24 protein-coding genes are annotated in these 24,802 nt (G+C 74.8%); 13 read left to right on the top strand and 11 right to left on the bottom strand.

From position 1 onward, the window contains the following. Positions 1-35 precede the first annotated feature (35 nt). From AB0910_RS11070 to AB0910_RS11015, 12 genes are all read left to right on the top strand, one after another. On the top strand, positions 36-476 hold the full coding sequence (locus AB0910_RS11070; protein WP_345642329.1) for a phage tail protein: 441 nt from the start codon (positions 36-38) through the stop codon (positions 474-476). Continuing rightward, positions 473-964, top strand: a complete 492-nt coding sequence (locus AB0910_RS11065; protein ID WP_366744253.1) for a hypothetical protein — start codon at positions 473-475, stop codon at positions 962-964. Before AB0910_RS11070 ends, AB0910_RS11065 begins: the two co-directional genes overlap by 4 nt. After that, positions 961-1,119 (top strand): DUF6760 family protein, encoded by a 159-nt coding sequence (locus AB0910_RS11060; RefSeq protein WP_366744252.1) that lies wholly within the window; start codon positions 961-963, stop codon positions 1,117-1,119. The genes AB0910_RS11065 and AB0910_RS11060 overlap by 4 nt, the downstream gene beginning before the upstream one ends. Before the next feature lie 2,089 nt (positions 1,120-3,208). Continuing rightward, entirely contained in the window at positions 3,209-4,156 is a 948-nt protein-coding gene (locus AB0910_RS11055) for a hypothetical protein (protein WP_366744251.1), read from the top strand. A gap of 72 nt (positions 4,157-4,228) precedes the next feature. Beyond that, positions 4,229-4,654: a phage tail protein gene (locus AB0910_RS11050; RefSeq protein ID WP_366744250.1), complete on the top strand. Its 426-nt coding sequence runs from the start codon at positions 4,229-4,231 to the stop codon at positions 4,652-4,654. 63 nt (positions 4,655-4,717) lie between these two features. Next, complete coding sequence (locus AB0910_RS11045) at positions 4,718-5,446, top strand: LysM peptidoglycan-binding domain-containing protein (RefSeq protein ID WP_366744249.1); 729 nt, start codon at positions 4,718-4,720, stop codon at positions 5,444-5,446. Next, the gene (locus AB0910_RS11040) at positions 5,443-7,245 is read left to right on the top strand and encodes a VgrG-related protein (protein WP_366744248.1); all 1,803 of its coding nucleotides are present in this window, start codon (positions 5,443-5,445) and stop codon (positions 7,243-7,245) included. The genes AB0910_RS11045 and AB0910_RS11040 overlap by 4 nt, the downstream gene beginning before the upstream one ends. Before the next feature lie 99 nt (positions 7,246-7,344). Then, positions 7,345-7,665 (top strand): PAAR domain-containing protein, encoded by a 321-nt coding sequence (locus AB0910_RS11035; protein ID WP_366744247.1) that lies wholly within the window; start codon positions 7,345-7,347, stop codon positions 7,663-7,665. A 35-nt stretch (positions 7,666-7,700) separates the two neighbouring features. Continuing rightward, entirely contained in the window at positions 7,701-8,084 is a 384-nt protein-coding gene (locus AB0910_RS11030) for a GPW/gp25 family protein (RefSeq protein WP_366744302.1), read from the top strand. Next, positions 8,084-10,045 (top strand): putative baseplate assembly protein, encoded by a 1,962-nt coding sequence (locus tag AB0910_RS11025; protein ID WP_366744246.1) that lies wholly within the window; start codon positions 8,084-8,086, stop codon positions 10,043-10,045. The genes AB0910_RS11030 and AB0910_RS11025 overlap by 1 nt, the downstream gene beginning before the upstream one ends. Continuing rightward, positions 10,042-10,608 (top strand): phage tail protein, encoded by a 567-nt coding sequence (locus tag AB0910_RS11020; protein WP_366744245.1) that lies wholly within the window; start codon positions 10,042-10,044, stop codon positions 10,606-10,608. The genes AB0910_RS11025 and AB0910_RS11020 overlap by 4 nt, the downstream gene beginning before the upstream one ends. Before the next feature lie 747 nt (positions 10,609-11,355). Continuing rightward, positions 11,356-12,060, top strand: coding sequence for a zinc ribbon domain-containing protein (locus tag AB0910_RS11015; RefSeq protein ID WP_366744244.1), 705 nt, complete (start codon positions 11,356-11,358; stop codon positions 12,058-12,060). Between the two features lie 40 nt (positions 12,061-12,100). Here the strand turns inward: AB0910_RS11015 and AB0910_RS11010 are convergent, their stop codons facing one another. The 6 genes from AB0910_RS11010 to AB0910_RS10985 form a co-directional block, all read right to left on the bottom strand. Beyond that, the gene (locus AB0910_RS11010) at positions 12,101-12,760 is read right to left on the bottom strand and encodes a GntR family transcriptional regulator (protein ID WP_366744243.1); all 660 of its coding nucleotides are present in this window, start codon (positions 12,758-12,760) and stop codon (positions 12,101-12,103) included. Positions 12,761-12,850: 90 nt separating this feature from the next. Beyond that, positions 12,851-14,158 (bottom strand): Nramp family divalent metal transporter, encoded by a 1,308-nt coding sequence (locus tag AB0910_RS11005; protein WP_366744242.1) that lies wholly within the window; start codon positions 14,156-14,158, stop codon positions 12,851-12,853. Between the two features lie 36 nt (positions 14,159-14,194). Then, entirely contained in the window at positions 14,195-15,169 is a 975-nt protein-coding gene (locus tag AB0910_RS11000; RefSeq protein ID WP_366744241.1) for a PDR/VanB family oxidoreductase, read from the bottom strand. Between the two features lie 110 nt (positions 15,170-15,279). Next, a complete protein-coding gene (locus AB0910_RS10995) occupies positions 15,280-15,825 on the bottom strand; it encodes a Rieske (2Fe-2S) protein (protein ID WP_366744240.1) in 546 nt (181 codons plus the stop codon). Next, positions 15,825-16,952 (bottom strand): amidohydrolase family protein, encoded by a 1,128-nt coding sequence (locus tag AB0910_RS10990; RefSeq protein WP_366744239.1) that lies wholly within the window; start codon positions 16,950-16,952, stop codon positions 15,825-15,827. The genes AB0910_RS10995 and AB0910_RS10990 overlap by 1 nt, the downstream gene beginning before the upstream one ends. 3 nt (positions 16,953-16,955) lie before the next feature. Then, entirely contained in the window at positions 16,956-18,095 is a 1,140-nt protein-coding gene (locus tag AB0910_RS10985) for an amidohydrolase family protein (RefSeq protein WP_366744238.1), read from the bottom strand. Positions 18,096-18,537: 442 nt separating this feature from the next. Between AB0910_RS10985 and AB0910_RS10980 the strand changes: the two genes are divergently transcribed. Then, complete coding sequence (locus tag AB0910_RS10980; protein ID WP_366744237.1) at positions 18,538-19,821, top strand: MFS transporter; 1,284 nt, start codon at positions 18,538-18,540, stop codon at positions 19,819-19,821. Between the two features lie 92 nt (positions 19,822-19,913). Here the strand turns inward: AB0910_RS10980 and AB0910_RS10975 are convergent, their stop codons facing one another. From AB0910_RS10975 to AB0910_RS10955, 5 genes are all read right to left on the bottom strand, one after another. Further along, on the bottom strand, positions 19,914-20,636 hold the full coding sequence (locus tag AB0910_RS10975; RefSeq protein ID WP_366744236.1) for a GntR family transcriptional regulator: 723 nt from the start codon (positions 20,634-20,636) through the stop codon (positions 19,914-19,916). 127 nt (positions 20,637-20,763) lie between these two features. Next, positions 20,764-21,423, bottom strand: a complete 660-nt coding sequence (locus AB0910_RS10970; protein WP_366744235.1) for an LUD domain-containing protein — start codon at positions 21,421-21,423, stop codon at positions 20,764-20,766. Continuing rightward, positions 21,420-22,856, bottom strand: coding sequence for a lactate utilization protein B (locus tag AB0910_RS10965; protein ID WP_366744234.1), 1,437 nt, complete (start codon positions 22,854-22,856; stop codon positions 21,420-21,422). Before AB0910_RS10965 ends, AB0910_RS10970 begins: the two co-directional genes overlap by 4 nt. Continuing rightward, complete coding sequence (locus AB0910_RS10960) at positions 22,838-23,590, bottom strand: (Fe-S)-binding protein (protein WP_366744233.1); 753 nt, start codon at positions 23,588-23,590, stop codon at positions 22,838-22,840. The genes AB0910_RS10965 and AB0910_RS10960 overlap by 19 nt, the downstream gene beginning before the upstream one ends. Then, positions 23,587-24,792, bottom strand: a complete 1,206-nt coding sequence (locus AB0910_RS10955; protein ID WP_366744232.1) for a CoA transferase — start codon at positions 24,790-24,792, stop codon at positions 23,587-23,589. Before AB0910_RS10955 ends, AB0910_RS10960 begins: the two co-directional genes overlap by 4 nt. Between the last annotated feature and the right edge of the window lie 10 nt (positions 24,793-24,802).

The raw sequence follows: 24,802 nt of genomic DNA, 5'->3' as shown, positions 1-24,802 counted from the left end.
ACCCCCGCACCAGCGACAGAAGGTGACAGACAGTCATGGCAGAGGGCGATGCGCTTTCCACCCATATCTTCGGTGTGCAGCTCGGCGGCTACCTGGTCGAGTCGATCCAGGAGATCAGCGGTCTGACCGTCGAGGAGGAGGTCGTCGAGGTACGCCAGGTCAGCTCGGAGGGCAAGCAGATCATCCGCAAGCAGCCGGGCGCCCGGCAGGCCGGGGAGATCACCATCACCCGGGGGCTCGACCAGAGCAGCGAGTTCACCCAGTGGATCAAGGAGACGCTGAACAACGGGGCCGTGGACACGGCGCGGCAGAACCTCACCATCGAGATCAAGGACTCCACGGGCGAGACCGTCCGCCGCATCCAGCTGATGCAGGGCTGGGCGTCCCGGTGGGAGGGCCCTTCGCTCAAGGCTGGCGAGTCCTCGGCCGCCACGGAGTCCGTGACCATCGTGTTCGAGGAGATCGTCGTCGAATGAGGCGCCGTACGGTGACAGCGGGCAATCTCGACGAGATCCTCCGGGCCACGGCGCCCGCAGGGGACGCGCAGGCGGCGGCCCCTGCGCCGCCCCCTGCCGCGGGCGGCCGGGACCACGGGCTGCGCACCGAGTTCGAGTTCGAGCTGCCGCGCGGGTACGTCGACGAGGCGGGCACCGTGCACCGGCACGGCGCGATGCGGCTGGCCACCGCGCGCGACGAGCTGCGGCCGCAGATCGACCTGCGCGTCAAGGAGAACCCGGCGTATCTGAGCGTCGTGCTGCTCAGCCAGGTGATCACCAGGATCGGCACCGTCACCGACGTGCACGTCGGCGTGGTGGAGCGGATGTACGCGACCGACGTGGCGTTCCTCCAGGACTTCTACCGCCGCGTCAACAGCGAGGGCCACACCCGGGCCGCCGTGACGTGCCCGCACTGCGAGGGCGGCTTCGAGGTCGACCTCTCCGGTGGGCGCCTGGGGGAATCGTGACGTACGCGCTCCCCCGGATGCGGGAGGAGATCGCGTACATCGCCTACCACTTCCACTGGCCGCGCGAGGAGATCCTCGACCTGACCCACGACGAGCGCCGGCAGTGGGCCGGCGAGATAGCCCGTATCAACACCCGGGTGAACGAAGGCGGTTGAGCACATGGCATGGCGGGACATGGTGCGCCGCAGGGAGCGCGCCGGACGGGCCGCACCGTCCGGGGGCGCGGTGGCGGCGCCGCACCTCGGGTCAGGAGCCGGGTCCGCCGCCGTCCCCGAGGGGTGGGACGGCGGCTGGCGGCGCGCCGGAACGCCCGTGCTGACGCTGTCCCGTGCGCCGCTCGCGGTCAGCGACGGCCTGGTGTTCCGCTCGGGCCTCGCCGCGTGGCAGGACCCGTCGTTCGACACCGGGCTCGCCCACGGGGTGCTGCGCTCCGCACCGGCCGGCCTGGTGCGCGGCGTCGCCCGGCCGCCCGCGGCCGCGGGCCAGGACCGGGCCGCACGGAGCGCGGGCGGGCCGCTGCTGCTGCGGGCGCTGCGCAATCCCGCGGACGAGGCGTCGGGACCCGAGGCGGCCTCCCCGGCCCCGGGCTCCGGAGCCGGGGCCGCATCGCCGTCCCCGCCGGCGTCCGCCGGGCGGGCGGCGGGCCCGCAGGGGGCGCTGCCGCAGGTCCGGCGGCGTGTACGCACCGACGAGGGGCGGCGGCCCGGCCGAGAGGGCGGGCGCGGCCCCGAGGATCCGGGCGGCGGCACCCGGGACGCCCCGGAAGCCGACCGCCGCCGTGCCGCGGCCCGCGAGGGCGGCGTGCGGGGGCGGGAGGACCGGGCGCGGGACAGGCGGGACCCGGGCACCCCGGAGGACCGGCGTACGGCGCAGGACACGAGGGGCGCGCAGGACGCCGTATCGGCGGCGCGGCGGCGTGCGCAGGACGCCGCCGCGCGTCGCCGCGCTTCCGGGAGCGGTACGGAGGGCTCCCCGGGGCCGCAGCGACGGGTCGCCTCCCCTGCGGCACCGGGCGGGGGCGGCAAGGCACCGAGGGCCGCCGCGGCGCCCACGGCCGGGGAGGTCCCGGTGCAGCGCGCCCTGACGTCCGAGCGGCCCGCGCCCCTGGCGGCGGGGTCCGGCGCCATGCCGTCGGTGCGGGAAGCGGGCACCGCGGGCCGCCCCTCGGCCCCTGCGGCGCCGGTGCTTCCGCTGGTGCGGCGGGTCGCCGTGGTGCCGGGAAGCGGACCCGGCACACCACCGCCCCCGGCCGGTTCCGCCTCCGCCGCGTCCGCCGCGTCCGCCGCGTCCTCTTCCGCCGCGTCCGGGGCGCAGCGGCGCGTGGCGTCGTCCGGTACGGGCACTCCGAAGGCCGCGTCCCGTACCGGACGTGACGGAGAGGCAGCGGACCCTGCGCGCAGTGGTCGCGCCTCCCGCGGTCCCCGCACCGGGGCCCCGGCGGCTCAGCCCGGCGCGGGACGCGGCGGGGAGTCGGCAGACAGCGCGCGCGGCGGCCGCCCACCCCGTGGTGGGCGCACCGCCCCGACGGCCGCGTCCGGCACGGGACATGGCGGGGCGTCCGGCACTCCCGGCGCCCGGGAACACCGCCCCTCGGCGTCGCCGGGCGCGGGACCCGCAGGGGCGGTGGCGGACACCGCAAGGAGCGGCAGCACGTCCCACGGCCCCGGCGCCGCCGGAGGCCGCGCCGCGCCGGTGGCCGGGCCCGCCCGCAGGGTGCGGCCCCGGCCCTCCGGGCGGCCGTTGACCGTCGCCCGCACCGCGGGGGTTCCGGTGCGCCGCATAGCCGCCGTACGCCCCGCAACCGCCCCTGTCCCGGTGCGCGGCCTCCCGGACGCCGGGGCAGCGCGGGGGCCCGGCACGGGGGCGGCGGCGCCGCGTGCCGCCGGGCGGCCGCCGCTCGGCGAGCCGCTGACCCACCTGCCGCCGACCGCCGTCCCACTGCCTCCGGGCACCGGCACGGCCACGGGCGCCGCGTCCCCTCCCCCGCTGCCCGTCGCACAGGGCCGTGCGGCCGAGGCACCCGCCGGTCCCCCGGCGCTGCCGGGCCCCGGGGCAGGCGCCGCTCCCCGGCCCCCGGGGCGCAGGCCCCGCGCCGGGCTCGGCGCTCCCCTGGCCGCGCTCCCGCCCAGCGCCGAGCCGCCCGGCACCGGCAGGGCCACCCCCGCTTCCCGCGCGGCCGTCCAGCGCGCGCCCTCCCCCGGCACGCCGTCCTCCGCGTCGGCCGGCCCAGCAGGCGCGCCCCTGTTGGGCCGGCGCCAGGTGGCCGACGGCCCGGCCGGGCACGCGCCGGCCACCGCGTCCCGCAGCGAGGGCATCCCCGCAGACCGCGACGAGGCCGCGCCCGGCGCACCGGCTCCGCTCGTCGGGCGCCACGCCTCGGCCCCGTACGGCCCGGCCGCGCCGCAACCGGCCGCGGGCCTGGCCCCCGCGCCCGGGCAGAACGGCGGCGGGCCGCGCCCCGCTGCGCCCCCGCACCGCCCCACCCCCGTGGTCGTGGCACGGGCCGTCTCCGGTGGCACGCGCCCCGCCGCGCCCGCGCTCCGCCCGGCCGTGCGGCTTCTCGCGGCCCGCCCACTGGCCGTCAGCACCGGCGCTGCGAGCGACATGGCGCCGACCGCGCCGGCCGTGCAGGAACGCCCGGTCGTCGCGGCGCGCTGGGCACACGGGCCCGAACTCCCGGGCGCCGGGGGCCCGGTGGCCGTCGCGCCCGCACCTGCCGGTGCCGCGCCCCGTGTGCAGCGCGCGAGCGCCCCGCCACCGCCCCGCGCCGTACGCCCCGCTCCCACCTCGGGCGGATCTCCCGCGGCGACGCCGCGCCGCGCGCTGCCCGTCACGCAGCCGCCGGGCCATCTGCCCACGGTCCAGCCGTCGTTCACTCCGGCGGCCGCCACCAGGGGCGAACCCGTCGCGCCCGTGGCGCGTCCGGCGCGGCGGGCCGTGCAGCGGGACACCGGGGCCGCGGGGGACGCCGCTACCGGCACGGACCCGGCGGCCACGCAGTCCACGGCGACCGGCACCGCGACCACCACGGTGTCCACGGGCACGCAGACACCGCCGGCGCCTCAAGGCGCCACGGGTGCCGACCTGGACGACCTGGCACGCCGGCTGATCGACCCGGTGTCCCGCCTGCTCCGCTCCGACCTGCGGCGCGGCCGCGAACGCACGGGCAGGCCGGGTGACCGCCGCCGCTGAGCACGGGGAGCGCACGAGGGACACACGCAGACCGGACGAGCGACGCACGAGGAACGGACGGCGGACAGAGGCATGACGGACAACATCTTCGCGACGAGCGTGTTCTTCCGCCTGGCCATCGGCGGCAACGACCTGGGCGCGTTCCACACCTGCTCCGGCATGGGCGCCGAAGTCGAGCTCGAACGCTACGCCGAGGGCGGGAACAACGGCTTCACCTGGCAGCTCCCCGGCCGCGTCACCTGGTCGAACATCACCCTGACGCGGCCCGTCACGGCCGACACGGCGAAGATCGGCCGCTGGCTCGACGAGACGCTGCGCAAGGTCGAGCCGAAGGACGGCGAGATCGTGGCGCTGCGACCCGACCTGAGCCCGATCATCAGCTGGCAGGTCTACGGCATCGTCCCGGTGCGCTGGCAGGGGCCCTCGTTCGACCCGGCCGACTCGGCGCCCGCCACGGAGACCCTGGAGATCGCGCACGAGGGGCTCTCGCCCTCGTGATCCGCGCACGCCGTTCTCGCGCAGGCCGCGTCCGCCCCCACCCGTACGAGAGGAACACCCGCCATGTCCCCAGCGGTCCGTGCCGGCCGGGCCAGGGCCCAGCTCACCCTGAAGGAGCCGCCCGCCTCGGTCGGCGCGAGGCCTGGCGGCACGATCGCGCGGCTCAACCTCCAGTTCAACCCGTCGACGCTGTCACTCAGCAAGTCCACCGAGTGGCGGCGCACGCCGTCGAGGACGGCCGCCGAGTCGGCGCTGCCGGAGTTCGTCGGCAGCGGTCCGCGCAGGCTGAGCCTCGATGTCTTCCTCGACGCCACCGCGAAGCACGACGACTCGGTGGAGCAGGCGGTGGACACCCTGATGAAGGCGTGCGTGCCCACCCCGGCGAGCCTGGGGCGCAAGAAGCCGGCGAGTCCCTGGGTGCGGTTCGAGTGGGGCACAGCGCGCACCACGTCGTTCGACGGGGTGCTGTCGAGCCTGTCGGTGTCGTACACGCTGTTCGACGTGGACGGGACGCCGCTGCGCGCGACCTGCTCGCTGTCCATCGAGGAGGCGAGCGTCGACCCGCCGGGGCAGAACCCCACCTCGGGTTCGCGCACCGCGCGCAGCACGCACACGGTCGTCGCGGGCGACAGCCTCGCCCTGCTGGCGTGGCGGGAGTACGGGGACGCCACCGCGTGGCGGGCCATCGCGGAGGCCAACGGCATCGACGACCCGATGGCCCTTGCGCCCGGCACCGAACTCGTGGTGCCGGGCGCACGGGACGCGTGGGACGAGGAGGAGGACGCGAGATGACGACACCCGAGGCGCGCGACGGGCGGTCGTTCGCGGCCGACCCCGTCGTCGAGGCACCCGGCGAGCTGCCGCCCGTCTGGGCCGCGCAGCTGGTCAGCTGTGTGGTGGACGAGAACGTCGGGCTGCCCGACATGGCGGTGCTGTCCTTCAGGGACGCGGACCACGAGTTCCTCGACGCGACGGGCATCACCATCGGCACACCGCTGCGGGTGTCGGTGGTGACCGTGAAGGGGCGCTCGCGGGAGCGGCTGTTCAACGGCGAGGTCACGGCGCTCGAACTGGACAGGGACAGCACCGGCACGTTCACCGTCGTGCGGGCGTTCTCCAGGACGCACCGGCTGCAGCGCGGCCGCAAGGTCGTGGCGTACCGGAACATGACGACCGCCGAGATCGTCCGCAAGGTGGCGACGGGCGCCGGGCTCGCCGTGGGCAAGGTGCAGGCCCCGGCCGTCACCCACCGGCAGCTCTCGCAGGCCAACGTGTCGGACTGGGACTTCCTCCAGTACCTCGCGGGCGAGTGCGGCGCGCTGGTACGGGTGGACGACAAGGGGGTCCTGCAGTTCACCAGGCCGGTGCGGGCGGCGGGGGCGCCCGCACCGTCGACGCCGGCGACGAGCAGCCCGATGGTCCTCGAGTACGGGCGCAACCTGCTGGCGCTGCGGGCCGCGCTCACGACGGCCGACGCCGCGTCGAAGGTGCAGGTACGCGGCTGGGACGTGACGACCAAGCGGCCGCTGGTCGCCGAGCAGGCGTCCATGGTCAGCGGCACGGTGGTGCCGGGCCTCAGTCCCACGGCCGTCAACCGGTTCGGGAAGGCGACGCAGATCACCGTCACCGACACCCCGTACCGCACGCTTGCGGAGACGACGGCGGCCGCGCGGGCGACGGCCGAGCAGGTGGCGGCCGGGTACGGCGAGTTGGAGGCCGTCGTGGAGGGCAACCCGATGCTGCGCGCGGGCAAGCCGATCGCGCTCGGCAGGGTCGGTACGGCGTTCTCCGGGCGGTACACGGCGACGGCGGTGCAGCACGTCATCGAACCGCACGGCGGCTACCGGACCACCGTGTGGGTGAGCGCGAGCCCGGACCGCTCGCTGACCGGCCTGGTCACGGGCGCCAACGCGCCCGGCAGGGGCCCGCGCATCCCGGGCCTGGCGATCGGGGTGGTGACGGACGTGCGCGAGGAACCCGCGGGCTCGGACCGCGGCGCGGTCCGCCTCAGGTTCCCCTGGCTCGACGACACGTACATCACGGACTGGGTCCGCACGGTGCAGTGGGGCGGCAAGGGCGGGGGCGGTGTGGTCAGCCCCGAGGTCAACGACGAGGTGCTCGTCGGCTTCGAGCAGGGGCTGCTCGACAGCCCCTATGTCATCGGCGGGCTCTACAACGGCGTCGACAAGCCGTCGCCGCACGACGTGCCGCTGGTCGACAAGACCAGTGGCAAGGTCAACCGCCGCTCCGTCGTGTCCCGTTCGGGCCACCGCGTGGAGCTGCTCGATGCGCCGAACCCGGGCCCCTCCGGGCTGCGCCTGATGACCGGCGACCAGCGCCTCCAGGTGCGCCTCGACGACCGGGAGGACCGCGTCGAGGTGACCGTGTACCGGTCCCCGGGACAGGTCGCGACCTCCCTCGTCCTGGACAAGGACGGCATCACCCTGGACGCGGGGCGTGGCGCCGTCACCATCAAGGGGCGCAGGGTGAACGTCGAGGGGCAGTCGTCGGTCAATGTCACCGGCCGCACCGTGGGTGTGGTCGGGCGGACCGAGACGTCCGTCCAGGCCCCGCTTGTGAAGATCAATTGAGCGCGCCCGCCGTGCTCGCGCGCAGGGCCAGGCCGCCCGCCGCGCCCGGTCCCGGCCCCGCGACCCCGCCGCCCCGTATCCGCCGCACGAGGAGTGTCGATGCCCGCAGCAGCACGTACCGGTGACCCCACGAGCCACGGCGGCCGGATCACCGCCCCGCCGCCCCTGGCCGCCGCGGCCGTGGAGAGCGTCCTCATCGGCGGCCTGCCCGCCGCCGTCGAGGGCAGCCTGCACGTCTGCCCGATCGTGCCGCACGCGGCACTCGGCCCGGCCGATGTGATCCTGCCCAACCCCGCCGCCCTGGTGCGCGGTGTGGTCCTCATCGGCGGGCTGCCGGCCGCGCGGACGGGCGACAAGACGGCGTGCGGCGCCCAACTCCTGCCGGGGGCGGTGTCGGTGGAGATCGGAGGCCCGCTGTGAGCGAGCGGTTCATCGGGCGCGGCTGGGCGTTCCCGATGCGTGTCGGGCCGACCGGGGGCATCGCCATGGTCGAGCGGGCCCGGGAGATCGAGGAGGCGATCCGGCTGGTGCTCGGCACGGCGCCCGGCGAGCGGCCGATGCGGCCGGAGTTCGGCTGCGGCATCCACGACTACGTCTTCGCGCCCGGCGACGGCGCCACCGCGGGGCGGGTCGCGCAGCAGGTGCGCGAGGCGCTGGAGCGGTGGGAGCCGCGGATCGCCGTGGACGACGTCGTCGTCGCCTTCGACTCGGTGGACGCGGGCACGCTCTACATCGACGTGCGCTACACCGTGCGCACCACCAACGACCGGCGCAACCTGGTGTTCCCCTTCTACACGATCCCCTCGGACGAGGGGACCGAGGAAGCGGTGGGCGACTGATGGCCCTGCCCTCCCCCAATCTGGACGACCGGCGCTTCCAGCAGCTCGTCGACGAGGCGAAGCGGTACGTGCAGCAGCGCGCACCCGAGTGGACCGACCACAACGTGTCGGACCCCGGTGTCACCCTGATCGAGACGTTCGCGTACCTCGTGGACCAGCTGCTGTACCGGCTCAACCGCGTCCCGGACAAGAACTACCTCGCGTTCCTCGACCTGTTGGGCATCGAGCTGTTCCCGCCCGCGGCCGCGGGCGCAGAGGTGGACTTCTGGCTCTCGGCCCCGCAGCCGGACACGGTGGCGCTGGCCGCGGGCACCGAGGTCACCACGGCGGCCGGGGAGGACGAGGAGGCGGTGGTGTTCGCGACCACCGGCGCACTGGACATCGTGCCCAGTGAGTTGACGCGCCTGGTGACCGCGCCGCACCGCGGCGAGCAGACCGACAGGACCGGGGCGCTCGCGGACGGCGCTGACGTGCCGTGCTTCCAGACTGCCCCGGAGCCGGGCGACGCGCTGCTGTTCGGGCTGCCGACCGCCGCGCCGCGCTGCATCGTCGCGGTGCGCCTCGACAGCCGCGTCGAGGGCGTCGGCGTCGACCCCAGGCAGCCGCCGCTTGTGTGGGAGGCGTGGGACGGCGGGCGCTGGCAGCGGTGCGAGACGGGCGAGGACTCCACCGGCGGCCTGAACCGGCCGGGCGAGGTCATCGTGCACATACCTGCGGGGCACACCGCCTCGGTGATCGGCGGTATCCGCGCGGGCTGGCTGCGCTGCCGGGTCGTCGAGCCCGAGCCGGGCCAGCCGTTCTACTCCGAGTCGCCGACGGTGCGGGAGGCGGCGGTGTTCACCGTGGGCGGCACGATGACGGTGGAGCACGCCGAGACGGTGGTGGACGTGCCGCTCGGCACGTCGGAGGGCGTGCCGGGGCAGGTGTTCCGGCTGGAGCGGCCCCCGGTGCTGCTCGACGGCGAGCCCCCGGTGGTGGAGGTGTCCTCGCCCGAGGGATGGCAGCGGTGGCGCGTCGTGGACCACTTCGGGCGCTCGGGCCCCGGCGACCGGCACGTCCATGTGAACCCCGCCACGGGCGAGTTCACCTTCCCGCCTGCGCTGCGCGAGGCCGACGGCACGCTGCGGGTGTGCGGGGACGTGCCACCGAAGGGCGCCCAGGTGCGGGTCGCGCGCTACCGCACGGGCGGCGGCCCCGCGGGCAATGTCGCGCGGGGCGCGGTCAACGTGCTGCGCAGCTCCGTGCCGTACGTGGCGCGGGTCGGCAACCGGGAGGCGGCGCAGGGCGGCGTCGCGGGCGAGACCGTCGACAACGCGAAGCTGCGGGCGCCGCAGGCGCTGCGGATGCAGGAGCGCGCGGTGACCGCGGAGGACTACGAGATCATCGCCCGCCGCGCGGCACCCTCGGTGCGCAGGGTCCGCTGCCTGCCGGCCGCCGACGAACCCGGCGCCGTCCGGGTCCTCGTCGTGCCGGACGCGGTCGCCGACGAGGGCGACGACCGGCTGCGCTTCGAGCAGTTGATCCCCTCGGACCAGGTGCTCGCCGCGATCGCGGCGGCCCTCGACGAGCGGCGGCTGATCGGCACGAGGCTCGTCGTGGAACCGCCCGTGTACCAGGGCGTCACCGTCGTCGCCCGGCTCGTCGCGCCCGCCGGGGACGCCGACCGGGTCAGGGAGGCGGCGCTCGCCGCGCTGTTCCGCCATCTCAACCCGCTGCACGGCGGGGCGGACGGCACGGGGTGGCCGTTCGGGCGCCCCGTGCAGTACGGGGAGGTGTTCGGGGTGCTGCAACGCGCCGTCGGGGACGTGCTGGTGGAGGACATCAGGATGTTCGCCGCCGACCCGGTCAGCGGGCGGCGCGGTGCGCCGGTCGACCGCGTCGACGTCGGCGCGGGCACGCTGGTCTTCTCGTACCAGCACCAAGTGGTGGTCACCGCTGCGGAGTCGGGGGACGGCGCATGAGCAGGGCCGCGGTACCCGGGCTGCCGAGCCGGTACCCCATCGGCGGGCAGCTCCCTGCGCTGTACGCGGAGGACGACTTCGCGCAGCGGTTCACCGCCGGGCTCGACACGGTGCTCGCGCCGGTGTTCGCGACGCTCGACAACCTGCCCGCGTACTTCGATCCCCGCATCGCGCCTGCCGACTTCGTCGCATGGCTCGCCTCGTGGGTGGGCGGCTCCGACGATCCGCGCAGGCCGCTCGAACTGCGGCGCGAGGCGGCGGTGCGGGCGCTCGAACTGCACCGGCGGCGCGGGACGGCCCGCGGTCTCACGGAGGCGCTGCGGCTGGTGCTCGGCGTCGGCGCGGACGTCGCCGAGGGCGGCGCCGCCACCTGGTCGCGCACGGCCGGCGCCGCGCTGCCGCCCGCGCCGGAGACCGACGAGGTGCTCGTCCGGGTCTGGCCCGACCGCGCGGAGAGCGTCGAGGCCGACCGGGTCGGCGAACTGGTCCGGGCGCTGTGCCCGGTGCACACGGCGTTCCGGGTGGAGGTCCTGCCGGGACCGCCCGTCGATGACGGAAGGTGAGCCATGCGCGAGTGCCCTGTCTGCGGGGCGTCCAACGGGGAGACGGACGACTTCTGCGGCAACTGCGGGAGTTACCTCGGCTGGTCGGACGAGTCGCCTGGCGGCAGGTCGCGGCGTGCGGCCGCCGCCCCGGCCCGGGACCCCGCGCCCGGGGCGGCGGCCGAAGGACCCGGCCCTGCGGAGGCGCCCCCGCCCGCGGGCGCCGCAGGCCCGTCCGGCGCGCGGGCGCGCGAGGACACGGAGCCGGAACGCCCGTCCGGCGCGTCCTCGCGCACGGACGCCGGGCGCCGGGCCGCCGCGCCGCCGCGCGCGGACGCGGACCGCGCACCGGGAGCGCGCCGGGGCGCCGGGGCCGCGCGTCCGTCCGGCACGCCACCGCGCCAGGACGCCACACCACCGCGCCCCGACCGTCCGCCCACGGCGTCCTCCGGCACACCGCCGCGCCCTGACGCACCCCCCGGCGCGCCGCCGCGGCCGTCCGGCCCGCCTGCGCCGCCGCGCCCGGACGGCCCGGCCGCGGCTCCGCCTCCGGCGTCCGGAAGCCCGGCCGCCGGTGCGGCGCGCCCACCCGTGCCCGCGCGTCCGCCGCGCGCCCCGGAATCCACAGGTGACGTGCCGTCACCCGCAGGCCCCCGCGGAGGAGTTCGCCCCGCGCCTCCTGGAGCCGACGCGGGCCCGCAGCCGGTGAAGCCCGCCAAGGCGGTGGCGCCGCGCCCCGTGGTGCGCCCCCTCCCCGCGGAGGACGACGTGTCCGGTACGCCGTGCCCGGTGTGCGGCACCCTCAACCAGCCGGGCCGCCGCTTCTGCCGCCGCTGCGCCGCCCGCCTCGTACCGGAAGCGGCACCCGCGTCCCTGCCGTGGTGGCGCCGGGTGTGGCCGCTGCGGCGGCGGCGCGCCCGTGCGGGCTCGGGCCGGCTGGTGCGGGCGCTGGTGATCCTGGCCGTCGTCCTCGTCCTGGCCGCGGCGGCCGTCCTCCTGCTGCCCGCGGGACGCGGGCTGTTCGAGGACACCAGGGACAAGCTCGGCGGGGCCAAGGCCGTGTCCCCATCCACCGTCAAAGCCACCGCCCAGCTGCCGGGGCACCCGGCGGACGACACCGTCGACGGACTGAACAACCGCTACTGGGGGGCGCCCTCGGCGGGCGCTTCCATCACGTACACCTTCGCCAAGCCGTTCCGCCTGGTGGACCTGATCATCACCAACGGCGCCTCCGCCTCGGCCCAGGAGTACGCCGCCCAGGGGCGCGCACTGGAGATCGACGCGGAGGTGACGACGAGCGGCGGACACACCGAGCACCAGCGGCTCAGCCTGAGCGACAAGCCGGGCTCGCAGCCCACGCAGGAGGGCATCAGCGACGTCACACGGATCCGCCTCACGCTGAACGGCCCCGTCGGCCTGACCCGCGGCCGCCATCTGGCCCTCGCCGAAGTGGAGTTCTTCCAGCGCACCTGATCCGCGCCCCGGCCCGTACCCCGCAGGTGCCCCGCCCCCGTCAGTGGCGGTACGCCCAGTCGAGGTGGGCGCGGAGCGCGGGCGCGAACGCCTCGTGCTCGGAGGACTCGATGATCCGGATCAGCTCCTCGTGCTCACGCAGCACGGGAGGGAACTGCTCGGGCCCCGGGCCCAGCGCGTGGATGCTCATGCGGCGCTGCCGGTCGGCCAGGGTCGCGTAGAAGTCGATCAGCAGCGCGTTGCGGCCCGCGCCGACGATCAGCCGGTGGAACGCCTCGTCGGCCTGGAGGAACCTCTCCAGGTCCCCGGTCCCTGCCTGGGCGCGCTGCGCCTCCAGGGCGGCGCGCAGCTGCTGGACGACGCGCGGGATGTCGTCGGGCCTGCCGCCCAGCCTGCGCACCGCCGCGGTCTCGACCGCCTCGCGCGCGTCGAGGACGTCCTCGGCCTCCCCGCGCCGCACGGGGACGACGACGGCGCCGCGCCGGGGCATCAGCCTCAACAGCCCCTCCGTGCGCAGCCTGATGAACGCCTCGCGCACCGGTGTGCGGCTCATGCCGAGCCGTTCCGCGATGTCGCCCTCGGTCAGGAAGTGTCCGCCGGGGAACTCCCCGTTGAGCACCAGCTCCTTCGTCTCGCTGTACGCGCGCTCGGCCGCCGGGACCTCCCGTGTGCCGTGGCCGCAGGTCACGTCTCGCTCCATGGGTTCCGCCGTTCGTCGGGTCGGCGCACTGCCGCCGGCCTCCGTCTGTGTGGGTGGGGGTGCTCGGGTCGTTGTGCGGGCCTGCGGCGGTCAGCCGCCTGCCCACTGCCGTGCGATCAGGAAGACGTTCAGCGCGCTGACCAGGCAGACCACGGCCCAGGCCGCGGTCTTGGCCACCGCTCTGCTCGCGTAGGGTCCCATCACGTCCCGGCGCGAGGTCAGCAGGACGAGGGGGACGAGCGCGAAGGGGATGCCGAAGGACAGGACGACCTGGCTCAGCACGAGCACGGCGGTCGCGTCGGCGCCCGAGGCCAGGACCGCGAGGGCGGGCACCATGGTGGCCAGGCGCCGGATCCGGGGAGACAGCCGCAGCCCGGTGAAGCCCGAGAGGACGACCTGTCCCGCGTACGTCCCCACTCCGGCGGAGGAGAGGCCGGAGGCCAGCAGCGCGACGGCGAACACGGCCGCGGCCGCCGGGCCGAGGAGGCCGCCGATCGCGTGGTGCGCCGCCTCGATGTCGGTGATCCTTTCGAGCCCCGGTACGTGGAAGAGGCGCGCGGCGACGGCGAGCATCGCCATGTTGGCGACTCCCGCGAGCCCAAGCGCCACGAGCACGTCCACGCGCTCGCCGCGCAGCACCCGCGCGGTCGGCGTGCCGCGCAGCGCGGCCGACCTGGCGGCCGTGAGCCCCGAGTGCAGGTACACGGCGTGCGGCATGACGGTCGCGCCGACGATGCCCACCGCGAGGTACACCGAGTCGCCGCCGCTCAGGGACGGCAGCAGCCCGTGCAGCACGCCGGAGGCCGGGGGGCGCACGCGGGCGACCTCGTAGGCGAAGCCGGCGAAGACCACGGCGAGCAGGGCGACGATGCCGCCTTCGAACGCGCGCCGGCCCCGGGACTGGAGCGCGAGCAGGCCGAGCGCCACGGCACCGGTGAGGAGCCCCGCGGGGAACACGGGCACGCCGAGCAGCAGGTGCAGGCCGATGGCGGCGCCGAGGAACTCGGCGACGTCGGTGGCCATCGCCATCGCCTCGGCCTGGATCCACAGGCCGTGCGCCACGGGGCGCGGGTAGTGGGCGCGTACCAGTTCCGGCAGGGTGCGGCCGGTGACGGTGCCGAGCTTCGCCGACAGGTACTGCACGGGCATCGCGCACAGGCCCGCGCAGAGGACGACCCACAGCAGGAGGTAGCCGTACCGGGCGCCCGCCTGGATGTTGGTCGCGTAGTTGCCCGGGTCGAGGTAGGCGACCGACGCGACGAACGCCGGTCCGAGGACCGCCGGCAGGGTGCCGGGCCGGCCGCCGCGCCGGCGGGCGCGCGCCCCTGGGCGCCCGGGCCCGCCCGTCCCGGGTTCCGGCACCGTGTCGGCCCCCGGGCCGCCGCTCTCCGTCCCCATCGCAGGTCCCGCTCCTTTCCGCCGGTACGGAGGCGCTCAGAGGTCGAGGACCAGGACGTCGCTGACGGCGCGTGAGCAGCACACCATCATGACCTCGCCCGCGTCCTTCTCCTGCGGTGTGAGGAAGGAGTCGCGGTGGTCGGGGGTGCCTTCGAGCACGACGGTCTCGCAGGTGCCGCAGGTGCCCTCACGGCACGAGGTGGGCACGGACACACCGGCCTCTTCGAGCACCTCGACCACACTGCGGTCGGCGGGCACGGTCAGTTCGAGTCCCGACTCCTCGAGCACCACCTGGAAGGGTGTGTTCCGTCCGGCGAGCGCGCCCGCCCTCGGCCGGAAGCGCTCGACGTGCAGGGCGCCCTCGGGCCAGTGGGCGCAGGCCGCCTGGACGGCGTCGAGCAGCGGGCCGGGGCCGCAGCAGTACACGGCCGTGTCCTCGCGCGCCTCGCCGAGCAGTGTGCCCAGGTCGATGAGTCCCCGGGTGTCCTGGGGCCAGAGGTCCACCTGCCCGCCGTACCCGGCGAGGCGCCCGGTGAAGGCCATGGAGGCGGCGGCGCGTCCGCCGTAGACGAGGCGCCAGGGCCGTCCCGCGGCCGCGCAGGCCGCGATCATGGGGAGGATGGGTGTGATACCGATCCCGCCGGCCACGAACAGGTACGCGCCCGCCTCGGCCAGGGGGAAGTTGTTGCGCGGCCCGCGGCAGGTGAGGTGGTCGCCGACGGCGAGCTTCTCGTGCACGTACTGGGAGCCGCCGCGGCTCTCCGGCTCCCGGAGCACGGCGACCCGCCAGCTGCGGGTGTCCTGCGGGTCGCCGCACAGCGAGTACTGCCGCTCCATGCCGGGCGACAGCAGGAGGTCGATGTGGGCGCCCGGCTCCCACGCGGGGAGCGGGCCGCCGTCGGCCGCGGCCAGCCGGACGGAGACCACACCGTCGGCCTCGACGTCGATGCCGGTCACCACCGTCCGGGTCTCGGCCAGGGCGGACGTGGCGGTTGTTTTCGCGTGTGCCATCGGTGCCATCCGTACGTGAGAGGGGTGCGGGGCGCCCTGCCGGGCCGGGGACGCCGGTGCGGTCGGCGCCGCGCGCCGGCCCGGCAGGGGTGGGTGGGGCCGCTGGGCGGCTAGGCGCGGCCGGCTTCGGCGTGGGGGGCCGGGGCGCCCGGCCCGCCGCTCCCCTCGCCCGGGGTGCGCTCCCGGTGCTGCCGGGTGCCCGGCCTGCGCCTGCTGGTGTCGACGACGACCAGGTCGCCCTCCAACGTGACGGCGTAACCCTCCATCACGTAGGGGCCCTTCTGGGGTCCGCCCTCGGGGTCGACGACGTCCTCGGGGGATCCGGGGACGACCTCGACCTCGTACCTGCGCACGCGGGTGCTGCGCGGGTCGTACCAGGACTCCCCCGTCCTGATGTCGTACTCCCACTGGTGCCAGGGGCAGCGCAGGGAGCGGCCGCGCTCGTAGGCGATCGAACCGTCGGGCACCTCGGCCTTCGACACACCGAACACCGTGCCGTAGGCGCAGAGTTCGGCGCCCGCGTGCGGGCACTGGTTGAGCAGGGCGTAGTACTCGCCCTCGACGTTGAACACGCCGATGGAGCGGCCCTCCAGCTCGACGATCTTCCGCTCGCCCTCGCCGATCTCGGCGGACGTGGCCACCACGTACCTGGTCATCAGTCCGTGACCTCCAGGCCGAAGAAGCGCTGTCCGTTGGTGCGCAGCACCTTGGTCCGCAGCGCTTCGGGGAAGCTGTGCGGGAAGACCGTCTCCGGCGAGTCGAAGTCGAAGTGCGGGTAGTCCGAGGCGAACAGCACGTTCTCGGGGCAGAACTCCTCGATCAGTTCCGCGAGGTGTTTCGGGTTCTCGGGCTCGTCGATCGGCTGGGTGGACGCCCATACGTGGTCGCGTACGTACTCGGACGGGCGGCGCTGGAGGTCGGGGACCTCGCTGCGCAGGTTCGCCCAGTGGTAGTCGAGGCGCTGCACGAGGGGCACGAAGTGGGCCACGTTGCCCTCGACGAACATCACCTTCAGGTCGGGGAACCGGTCGAAGGTGCCGCTCAGGATCAGGCTGAGGATCTGCGACTGGAAGCTCTGGACGTGCCCGACGTGGTACTCGGTGTGGTACGAGGTCCAGCCGGTGCCCGTGTTGGGGTTGCCGCCGCCCTGCGAGAGGTGGAACTGGATCGGCAGCCCCTGCGCGACGGCGGCCTCGTAGATCGGCCAGTAGCGCCGGTTGCCCAGCGGCTCCAGGGTCTTGCTCAGTCCGAGCACCGCGACGACCCCGGGGTCCGAGCCGACGCGCTCGATCTCCGCGACGGCGTACTCCGCGGTCTCGAACGGGACCGGGATGGCCGCGCGCAGCCGGGGCTCGGGGTAGACGAGGTGTTCGAGCTGCCAGTCGTTGATGGCGCGCACGAGGGCGTGGGCGAGCTCCTGGTTGAGCGCCTGGCTCGCCGGGTTGAGGGTCTGGCCGCCGGGGGCGATGCACTGGAGCACACCGAGCTGCACGTTGTGCAGGTCGAGCAGCTGATCGCGGATGAGTGCGAGGCTGGAGCCCGGGTAGCCGGTCTCCGGCCAGGCGTCCGCGCGCATCGCGCCGCCGTACATCTGCGGGTATTCGCCGTTGTTCTGGAGGCCGTTGGTGGTGCGGGACCCGTAGGCGCGCACATGCGTGCGCCAGCGTTTCGGCAGGTAGGAGTCGATGGCGCCCGGGAGCGGGACGGGGTGGATGTCCACGTCGACGATGCCGGTGTCGACCACGGGCCTGCCGAGGGTGGCGGGGTGTTCGAGGATGGTCATGTTTCAGGCCGCCTCTCCTGCGGTGGGGACAGAGAGCTGGTACAGGTCCCACGCGTTCTGCCGGTAGATCCGGTCGAGCAGCGCCGCGTCGCGGGTGCCGCCCTCGATGGCGCGGGGTGCGGTGTGGTGCCGGTGGGGGTAGTCGCTCGAATAGACGAGGAGTTCCTCGGAGCCCATCCGCTCGACGGTCTTGTCGAGGTTTCCCGCGAGTTCGGCGCCGTCCGACGGGCTGGTGGTGAACTTGACGTGTTCCCTGATCAGTTCGGAGGGGGCCCGGTCGACCCAGGGGATGTCGGGGCGGTAGCTCTTCCAGAGCTTGTCGAACTTCCAGAGGTAGGGCGGCAGCCAGTTGAAGCCGACCTCGGACACGACGATCCGGGTGCCGGGGAACTTCTGCAGGACGCCCTCGGAGACGATGGAGCTGAGCTGCGCCTCCAGGTTGGACTGCTGGCCGACATACCACTCCAGGTGGGTGGCGGGCCAGCCGACCGAGGTGGGGGCCTGCCGGAACACGCCTCCGATGTGGATCGCGACGGGCAGTCCCGCGCGCTCGGCGGCTTCCCAGATGGGCCAGTTGACCTGGCGCCCGTACAGCAGCTCGGACTGGCCGAGCAGCAGCACCTGGACGAAGCGCTTGTCGCCGGCCCAGTGCTCGATCTCGGCGGCCGCCGCCTCCGGGGTGCCCTGCGGGACCACGATGGAGGCCCGCAGCCGCGGGTCCACGTCGAGCCACTCGCGGGCGATCCAGGAGTTGAGGGCGCGGGCGTGGGCCTGTTCACGGCGCGGCTGGTGGATCTGCTGCACTCCGTAGAGGCAGTTGAGGATCGCGAAGTCGGCGAAGCCGTCCGCGAAGACGTCGCCGGCCAGGTCCTGGGGACGGGTCGCGGCACGGCCGTCGGGGCCGGTGGCCGCGTCGGGGCGCTGGGCGATCGCGGAGCCGCGCGGATGGTAGTTGGGTTCGTACGACGGTGACAGCGCGGCGACCAGCTGGTCGCCCCAGTACTCGTCGAGGTAGGGCAGGAGTGCGTCGGGCGAGGGGAGCACGGGGTGGACGTCGCAGTCCACCACGGCCGGCCTGGTGCCCTGCGGCACGGTCCTCGTTTTGTCGATCACGGCGTTCTGGGCCATCGGTGTGTACGTCACCTTTCCTTCGGGCGTGGGGCGGGAGTTGGCGGAGGGGAGGCTCCGGCGGGACGGGAAGGGGGCGCAGAGTCGCCGGTGTGACGGGCGTGTTGCGCCGAGGAGCGGCCCCGGACGGCGCGGGGAGCCGCTCGGCCAGGGGAGGTGCGGCGGGTTCAGCGGGGCCTGCGGCCCGGATCCGCCGAGGAGTTCGAGGCCGGACGCTCTGAGCTGGGACGATCGACAGGTCTTTCGGCTGCATTCATTGACGACGTCCGCATCCGTTGTTAGCTTCATCGCTCGTGGATCCAGAGTCCAGGATACATACAGGTTAATTTTCCACAAGGGATACAGCGCAACACAGCAGCGGTCGACGAGAACCCCGCGAACGGTGGCCCATCAAGGGAGCTGAACTGCCGTGTCACACACCGAACGACCCGCACCACACACCGCGAAACCCGCCGGAGTGCCGAACGCCCGCTGGCGCCGCACCGGCCTCCTCCTCTTCCTCGTGTACTTCACCGCATTCGCCGAGCGCGCCAACGTGAGCGTCGCGGCGCCCTCCGTCTCCGAGCAGTTGCACCTCACCGGGGCCGCGACCGGAGTCATCCTGTCCGCGTTCTTCTGGGGCTACGTCGTCACCCAGGTCCCCGGCGGCTGGCTCGCGTCCAAGGCGAGCCCCACCCGGATCATCGCGGCCTCGCTGCTGGTCTGGGGCGTCACCGCCTTCGCCCAGGCCTGGTCGGGCTCGGTCACACCGCTGATCGTCTCCCGTGTCCTCATGGGGCTCGCCGAGGGCGTCGTCTGGCCGGCGTTCGCCGTCTTGTTCGTCCGCTGGTACCCGGTGAACGAGCGCGCCCGCGCCGCCGGTCTGTCCCTGCTCGCGCTGCCCACCTCCTCCCTGGTGATGGCCCCGTCGGCCGGCTGGCTCATCCAGACCTGGAGCTGGCAGACGATGTTCATCGTCCAGGGCATACCGGCCTTCGTGCTGGCCGCGGCCGTCCTGCTGTTCCTCCGCGACAGCCCGGAGCAGGACCGGCGGCTCTCCCCCGCCGAGCGCGCCTTCATCGTCGAACACCGGGCAGCGCCCGACCCGGCAGCGCGGCGCCAGTCCGTGCTGCGGCCGCTGACCTCGCCGGTGGTGTGGGCGTGCAGCCTGGTGTACTTCCTCTGGCTGACCGGCTTCTACAGCTTCGGCCTGTGGCTGCCCACCGTGCTCAAGCAGCTCTCGTCGCGCGGCATGGAGGCGGTGGGCTGGCTCTCCGTCATCCCGTTCGCCGCCGCGGCCGCCGCCATGCTCCTCAACTCCCGTGCGGCGGACCGCTCCACCAGGCCGAAGGCCCACTTCGTGGTCCCCGCCCTCTTCCTCGGCGCCGCCGCGCTGCTCGCCCAGCACGCCCTGCCGGCCGCCCTGCCGCTCCAGCTGGTGTGCCTGCTGGTCACGGCGGTCGGTGTGTACGCGCCCTTCGGCCCGTGGTGGGCGTGGGCGCTGCAGTTCGTCCCCGCGGAGCAGGCCGGGCCCGTGACGGGCCTCGTCAACCTCTTCGGGAGTCTGGGCGGGCTGATCGGGCCGATCGTCGTGGGAGCGGCGTCCGACGGCGGTTCCGCACGCGGCGGCCTGTACATCCTCGGGTTCTTCCTGCTTGCGGGGGCGCTCGCGGCCCTGGCCGTCGAGCGGTTCGCCGCGCGGCCCGCGCCCGCCACCGCACCGGGCCCCGCGGTGGCGGCCGCCCCGCTCAAGGAGGGGTGAGGGCGCCCCTCTCGCGCGGCGCCCCGCGCGCACCGCGCGAGAGGCTCACGGCGGAGGGGGAGGCGGTCGCCCGCCTCCCCCTCCCGTACTGCTCAGGTCTCGTCGGCCGAGCTGGTCGGCATGGTCTGCGCGAGCTTGCTCGACGCATTGCGCAGGTGGTGCAGGAGCAGCTGCTCGCCGTGGTCGGCGTCGCCGGCGAGCAGGGCCTTGGCGATCGCCTCGTGCTCGTCCCACGCGCCGGTGAAGACGTCCGTGATGTGCAGGGAGCGCACCATGCCGCGCTCCACGATGGACCAGACGGGCACCAGGGCACGGCGGAAGTACTCGTTGCCGGTGGCGTCGAGCACGGCCATGTGGAACTCCCGGTCGGCGGCGAGGAGTTCGGCGGCGCCGTAGCCAGTGACGCGCGGCTTGTGGGTGGAGACGACCTGCTCGATCCGCGCGAGTCCCTCGGCGGGGCGCAGCTGGGCCACCCTGCGCACCGCGCGCGACTCGATCGCCTCGCGCACCTCGTAGACGTCCAGCAGGTCGTCCGGGGTGAGCGAGCGCACGGCGACACCGCCGCCCGGCACCATTTCGAGGAGCCCCTCGGAGACGAGTTCGCTGATCGCCGTGCGTACCGGCATGCGGCTCACGCCGAGCTGCTTCGCCACGGCGACCTGGTTGAGGCGGGTGCCCGAGGGGATCTCCTCCAGGCTGATCGCCAGCCGGAGCCGGTCGCGCACCGTGCGCACGAGGGCCGTCGTGTCGCGCGGCGGCAGCTCACCGAGAACGGGTTCGGTGCGATCGGTGAAATCGGCGTCCGGCCCGGACATCTGTCTGCCTCCCATGCGTCGGCTGTCCCGGCCGCGCTTCCGCGCGGACGGGTCTGCCGACGATGATACGGCGACGACGCCCTGGATCCACAATCCACCCCGGTGCCACCGTGCGGATCCGGCCCGGTCAGGCGTCCGCGGGCCCTTCGTCCACGAGCAGGACGTCGAGCGTGCGCGGGCCGTGGACGCCCTCCACGCGTTCGAGTTCGATGTCGCTGGTCGCTGAGGGCCCGGAGACGAAGGTCAGCGGCCTCACGGGCGAGAGCCGCGCCATGGCCTCGGGCACGGTCGCCACGATCTGCCCGGCCCGCACGACGCACAGGTGCCGGTCGGGTACGAGGGTGAGCGCGCGTCTGCCCTGGCCGGGGCCGCCGTCGAGGACGACGGTCCCCGTCTCGGCGATCACGGCGGCGCATCCCGTCAGCACGGCGTCGGCGCCGTCCAGCTCGGCGAGGGCCAGGGGCGGCAGGTCGCGCAGCCAAGTGACGCCGGCGGCGCCCGGCCCCGAGCGCCACTCCTGCGGCAGGCCGGGCGGCGCGACGACCCGGCGGGAGCCGCGCAGCGCCAGCAGGTCGGCGACGGCGTGCGGGAGCCGCGCGGCCGGGACGCGCCGTACCGTGGCGCGGTAGTCCTCGATGCGCTCGCGTGCCAGCTCCACGAGGTCGCCGTGGGCCCGCGCGGTGTCGTACTCCCTGGGGACGGGCGGGGGCTCGGGCCTGTCCGCCAGGGCGGCACGGACCCGCGCGAGCACCTCGGCCCTGGCTCCGGTGGGTTCCCGGCCGCTCATGACGCGCCCTCCCGCCGCCGCCACCAGGCGCGGAAGGACTCGGCGGGGGGCGCGGGCAGGTCGCGCGCCGTGCTCCAGCGCGAGCCGGGCCAGGGCAGCCGGCTGAGCGTGCCGTCCCTGGCGAGGCGGCCGAGGAGGCCGCCTGCGCGCTGCGCCCTCTCGTACACGCGCGGATGCTCGAAGACCCGGGCGAGCGCGGCCATGGCGAGCGCCTCGGGCGCGGCGGCCGGCTTGGCCTCCACCGCACGGGCGCGCAGGTGGGTCAGGACGGCCGGGATGTCGATCCTGACGGGGCACGCCTCGAAGCAGGCGCCGCACAGCGAGGACGCGTAGGGCAGCGAGGACGCCTGCTTGTCGTGCGGGTCGCCGACGAGCTGCGGGGTGAGGATCGCGCCGATCGGGCCGGGGTAGACGGAGCCGTACGCCTGGCCGCCGGTGCGCTCGTAGACGGGGCAGACGTTCAGGCAGGCCGAGCACCTGATGCAGCGCAGCGCCTGCCGGCCGACGGGGTCCGCGAGGGTCGCGGAGCGGCCGTTGTCGAGCAGGACGAGGTGGAAGGCGCGGGGCCCGTCGCCCGGGGTGACCCCGCTCCACACCGAGGTGTACGGGTTCATCCGCTCGGCGGTCGAGGAGCGGGGCAGCAGTTGCAGGAACACTTCGAGGTCGCGCCAGCTCGGCACCAGCTTCTCGATGCCCATCACGGTGATGAGGGTCTCGGGCAGGGTGAGGCACATGCGCCCGTTGCCCTCGGACTCGACGACCATGACGGAACCGGTGTCCGCGACGGCGAAGTTGGCGCCGGAGACGGCCACCCGCGCGCCGAGGAACCGCTGCCGCAGGTGCCGCCGCGCGGCCTCGGCGAGGGCGCGCGGCTCCGCGGGCAGGTCGGCGGGCGCGTCCGGCATCTCCCTGCGGAAGACGTCGCGGATCTCCGCGCGGTTGCGGTGGATCGCGGGCACCAGGATGTGGGACGGCCGGTCGCGCCCCAACTGCACGATGAGCTCGGCGAGATCGGTCTCCACTGCGGTGACCCCGCCCTCGGCGAGCGCCTCGTTGAGCCCGATCTCGGCCGTGGCCATGGACTTGACCTTGACGACCTCGTCGGCGCCCTGTGCCCTGACGATGCGGAGCACGATGGCGTTGGCCTCCGCCGCGTCCCTGGCCCAGTGCACGGTGCCGCCGCGCGCCGTCACCGCGGCCTCCAACCGCTCCAGATGCGTGTCGAGGCGGGCGAGGGTCCTGTCCTTGATCGCCTCTCCGGCGCGCCGCAGCCGCTCCCAGTCCGGGAGTTCGGCGACGGCGGCCGCCCGCTTGTCCCTGATGGTGTGCGTGGCGCGGCGCAGGTTGGCGCGGAGCTGGGAGTCGGCGAGCGCGGTGTGCGCGGCCTCGGGGAAGGCGGGTGTGCCGAGCCAGGTCACGGGGTTGCGCGCCATGGCTCCTCCTCCGTGGACGCCAGGATGTCGGCGAGGTGCAGGGTGCGCACGCCCGTGCGCAGCCGGGACAGGCCGCCGCCGATGTGCATGAGGCAGGAGCGGTCGCCCGCCGTCAGCACCTCGGCGCCGGTCGCGAGGACGTGGCGCATCTTGTCGCCGAGCATGGCGCCCGAGGTCTCGTGGTTCTTGACGGCGAAGGTGCCGCCGAACCCGCAGCAGGCGGCGGCCTCTTCGAGCTCCACCAGCTCGATGCCGCGCACCGCCCGCAGCAGCCGCAGCGGCCGCTCCCCCACCCCGAGCATCCGCAGCGAGTGGCAGGTGGGGTGGTAGGTGACGCGGTGCGGGAAGTACGCGCCGACGTCGGTCGTCTGGAGCACGTCGACGAGGAACTCGGAGAGCTCGTAGACCTTGCCGGGCAGTCCTGACCCCGGCACGCCGAGCCCGGGGTGGATGTCCCTGACCATCGCGGCGCAGGAGCCCGACGGGACGACCACGGCGGTGTGTTCCCCGAACGCGGTGTCGAGCGCCGCTGCGAGGCGTGCGGCGGGCGGCCGGTAGCCGGTGTTGTAGTGCATCTGCCCGCAGCACGTCTGGTCCATCGGGAAGTCGACGTCGCAGCCGAGGCGTTCGAGGAGCCGCACCACGGAGACGAGGGTCCCCGGATAGAGGGTGTCCGCGAGGCAGGTGCCGAACAGCGCCACCTTGGTGCGCCCACCGGTGGCGGCGGGGCTCATGAGGGGGACGTCCACTGCCGTGCGCGCCCGGAGTCGAGGAGCGCGTCGACGGCGGCCCTGTCGTAGCCGGCCTCGGTCAGCACCTCCCTGGTGTGCTCTCCGAGCATCGGCGGTGGGCGGCGCAGCCAGCCCTCGCCGCTGCCGCTCACGTTGACCGGCTGGCCGAGCACCCGCATGGCGCCGAGCAGGGAGTGCTCGGTCTCCGCGACCATGCCGAGGCCCTGGGTGACGGGGTGGTCGAGCGCCTCGTCCACGCTCAGCACGGGCCCGCACGGCACCCCTGCCCGACCCACGGTCTCCAGCCATGCGGCGGTGGTGCGCCGCGCGAGCACCTCCTCGATGAGGTGGCGCAGCTCGCCGCGGTTCTCCATCCGGGCTGCGTTGTCGGCGAACCGCGGGTCGCCTGCGAGGTGCCCGAGGCCGAGCACGTCGCACAGCCTGTGCCACATCTTCTCGTTGCCGCAGGCCAGGGTCATGGCGCCGTCCGCGGTCCGGAAGGTGCCCTGGGGGAACATGATGGGGTGGTCGTTGCCGTCCTGGCCCGGTACGACGCCGAGGCTCAGGTACTTCTGCGCCTGGTACGACAGCAGGGTGAGCATGGACTGCATCAGCGAGCCCTCGACGACCGCGCCCTCGCCGGTGAGCTCGCGCTCGTAGAGCGCCGCGAGGACGCCGACTGCGCCGAACACGCCGGTCGCCGAGTCGGCCACGGCGATGCCCACGCGCAGCGGGCCCGTCGCGGGTGTGCCGGTGACGCTCATCAGGCCGGACATGGCCTGGGCGGTCTGGTCGAAGCCCGGCAGTTCCGAGCCGGGCGGGCGGCGGCCGAAGCCGCTGAGCCCGACGTACACGAGGCCGGGGTTGACCTCGTGCAGGTCGTCGGGGCCCAGGCCCATCTGCTCGGCCGTACCGGGTTTGAAGTTCTGCACGAACACGTCTGCGGTGCGCACGAGTTCGCGGCAGGTCCGCATGCCGTCCGCGCTGCGCAGGTCGAGTGCGACGCTGCGCTTGTTGCGGTTGGAGGCCATGTAGTAGACGCTCTCGGAGTCCTGGAAGGGGCCCGACTGGCGTGCCGGATCGCCCACCGGCAGCGGTTCGATCTTGACGACGTCGGCGCCGAGGTCGGCGAGGAGCATGGTCAGGGTCGGCCCTGAGAGGTAGCGGCTCATGTCCACGACGCGGATTCCGTCGAGTGCGGCCATGTCAGTTCTC

The sequence above is a fragment of the Streptomyces sp. NPDC047002 genome (assembly GCF_040704505.1).
Taxonomy (GTDB): domain Bacteria; phylum Actinomycetota; class Actinomycetes; order Streptomycetales; family Streptomycetaceae; genus Streptomyces.
The sequence above is the reverse complement of the archived record's forward strand: the minus strand, read 5'-3'. Positions and strand labels throughout refer to the sequence as shown.

Bases quoted from the DNA above. Each gene is read 5' to 3' on its own strand.
- AB0910_RS11010 (WP_366744243.1), bottom strand. From the start codon at position 12,760: ATGGAGCGAGACGTGACCTGCGGCCACGGCACACGGGAGGTCCCGGCG.
- AB0910_RS11050 (WP_366744250.1), top strand. From the start codon at position 4,229: ATGACGGACAACATCTTCGCGACGAGCGTGTTCTTCCGCCTGGCCATC.
- AB0910_RS11070 (WP_345642329.1), top strand. From the start codon at position 36: ATGGCAGAGGGCGATGCGCTTTCCACCCATATCTTCGGTGTGCAGCTC.
- AB0910_RS11000 (WP_366744241.1), bottom strand. From the start codon at position 15,169: ATGGCACACGCGAAAACAACCGCCACGTCCGCCCTGGCCGAGACCCGG.
- AB0910_RS10990 (WP_366744239.1), bottom strand. From the start codon at position 16,952: ATGACCATCCTCGAACACCCCGCCACCCTCGGCAGGCCCGTGGTCGAC.
- AB0910_RS11045 (WP_366744249.1), top strand. From the start codon at position 4,718: ATGTCCCCAGCGGTCCGTGCCGGCCGGGCCAGGGCCCAGCTCACCCTG.
- AB0910_RS11030 (WP_366744302.1), top strand. From the start codon at position 7,701: ATGCGTGTCGGGCCGACCGGGGGCATCGCCATGGTCGAGCGGGCCCGG.
- AB0910_RS10975 (WP_366744236.1), bottom strand. From the start codon at position 20,636: ATGTCCGGGCCGGACGCCGATTTCACCGATCGCACCGAACCCGTTCTC.
- AB0910_RS10960 (WP_366744233.1), bottom strand. From the start codon at position 23,590: ATGAGCCCCGCCGCCACCGGTGGGCGCACCAAGGTGGCGCTGTTCGGC.
- AB0910_RS10995 (WP_366744240.1), bottom strand. From the start codon at position 15,825: ATGACCAGGTACGTGGTGGCCACGTCCGCCGAGATCGGCGAGGGCGAG.
- AB0910_RS11020 (WP_366744245.1), top strand. From the start codon at position 10,042: ATGAGCAGGGCCGCGGTACCCGGGCTGCCGAGCCGGTACCCCATCGGC.
- AB0910_RS11025 (WP_366744246.1), top strand. From the start codon at position 8,084: ATGGCCCTGCCCTCCCCCAATCTGGACGACCGGCGCTTCCAGCAGCTC.
- AB0910_RS11005 (WP_366744242.1), bottom strand. From the start codon at position 14,158: ATGGGGACGGAGAGCGGCGGCCCGGGGGCCGACACGGTGCCGGAACCC.
- AB0910_RS10965 (WP_366744234.1), bottom strand. From the start codon at position 22,856: ATGGCGCGCAACCCCGTGACCTGGCTCGGCACACCCGCCTTCCCCGAG.
- AB0910_RS11035 (WP_366744247.1), top strand. From the start codon at position 7,345: ATGCCCGCAGCAGCACGTACCGGTGACCCCACGAGCCACGGCGGCCGG.
- AB0910_RS11065 (WP_366744253.1), top strand. From the start codon at position 473: ATGAGGCGCCGTACGGTGACAGCGGGCAATCTCGACGAGATCCTCCGG.
- AB0910_RS10970 (WP_366744235.1), bottom strand. From the start codon at position 21,423: ATGAGCGGCCGGGAACCCACCGGAGCCAGGGCCGAGGTGCTCGCGCGG.
- AB0910_RS11040 (WP_366744248.1), top strand. From the start codon at position 5,443: ATGACGACACCCGAGGCGCGCGACGGGCGGTCGTTCGCGGCCGACCCC.
- AB0910_RS10955 (WP_366744232.1), bottom strand. From the start codon at position 24,792: ATGGCCGCACTCGACGGAATCCGCGTCGTGGACATGAGCCGCTACCTC.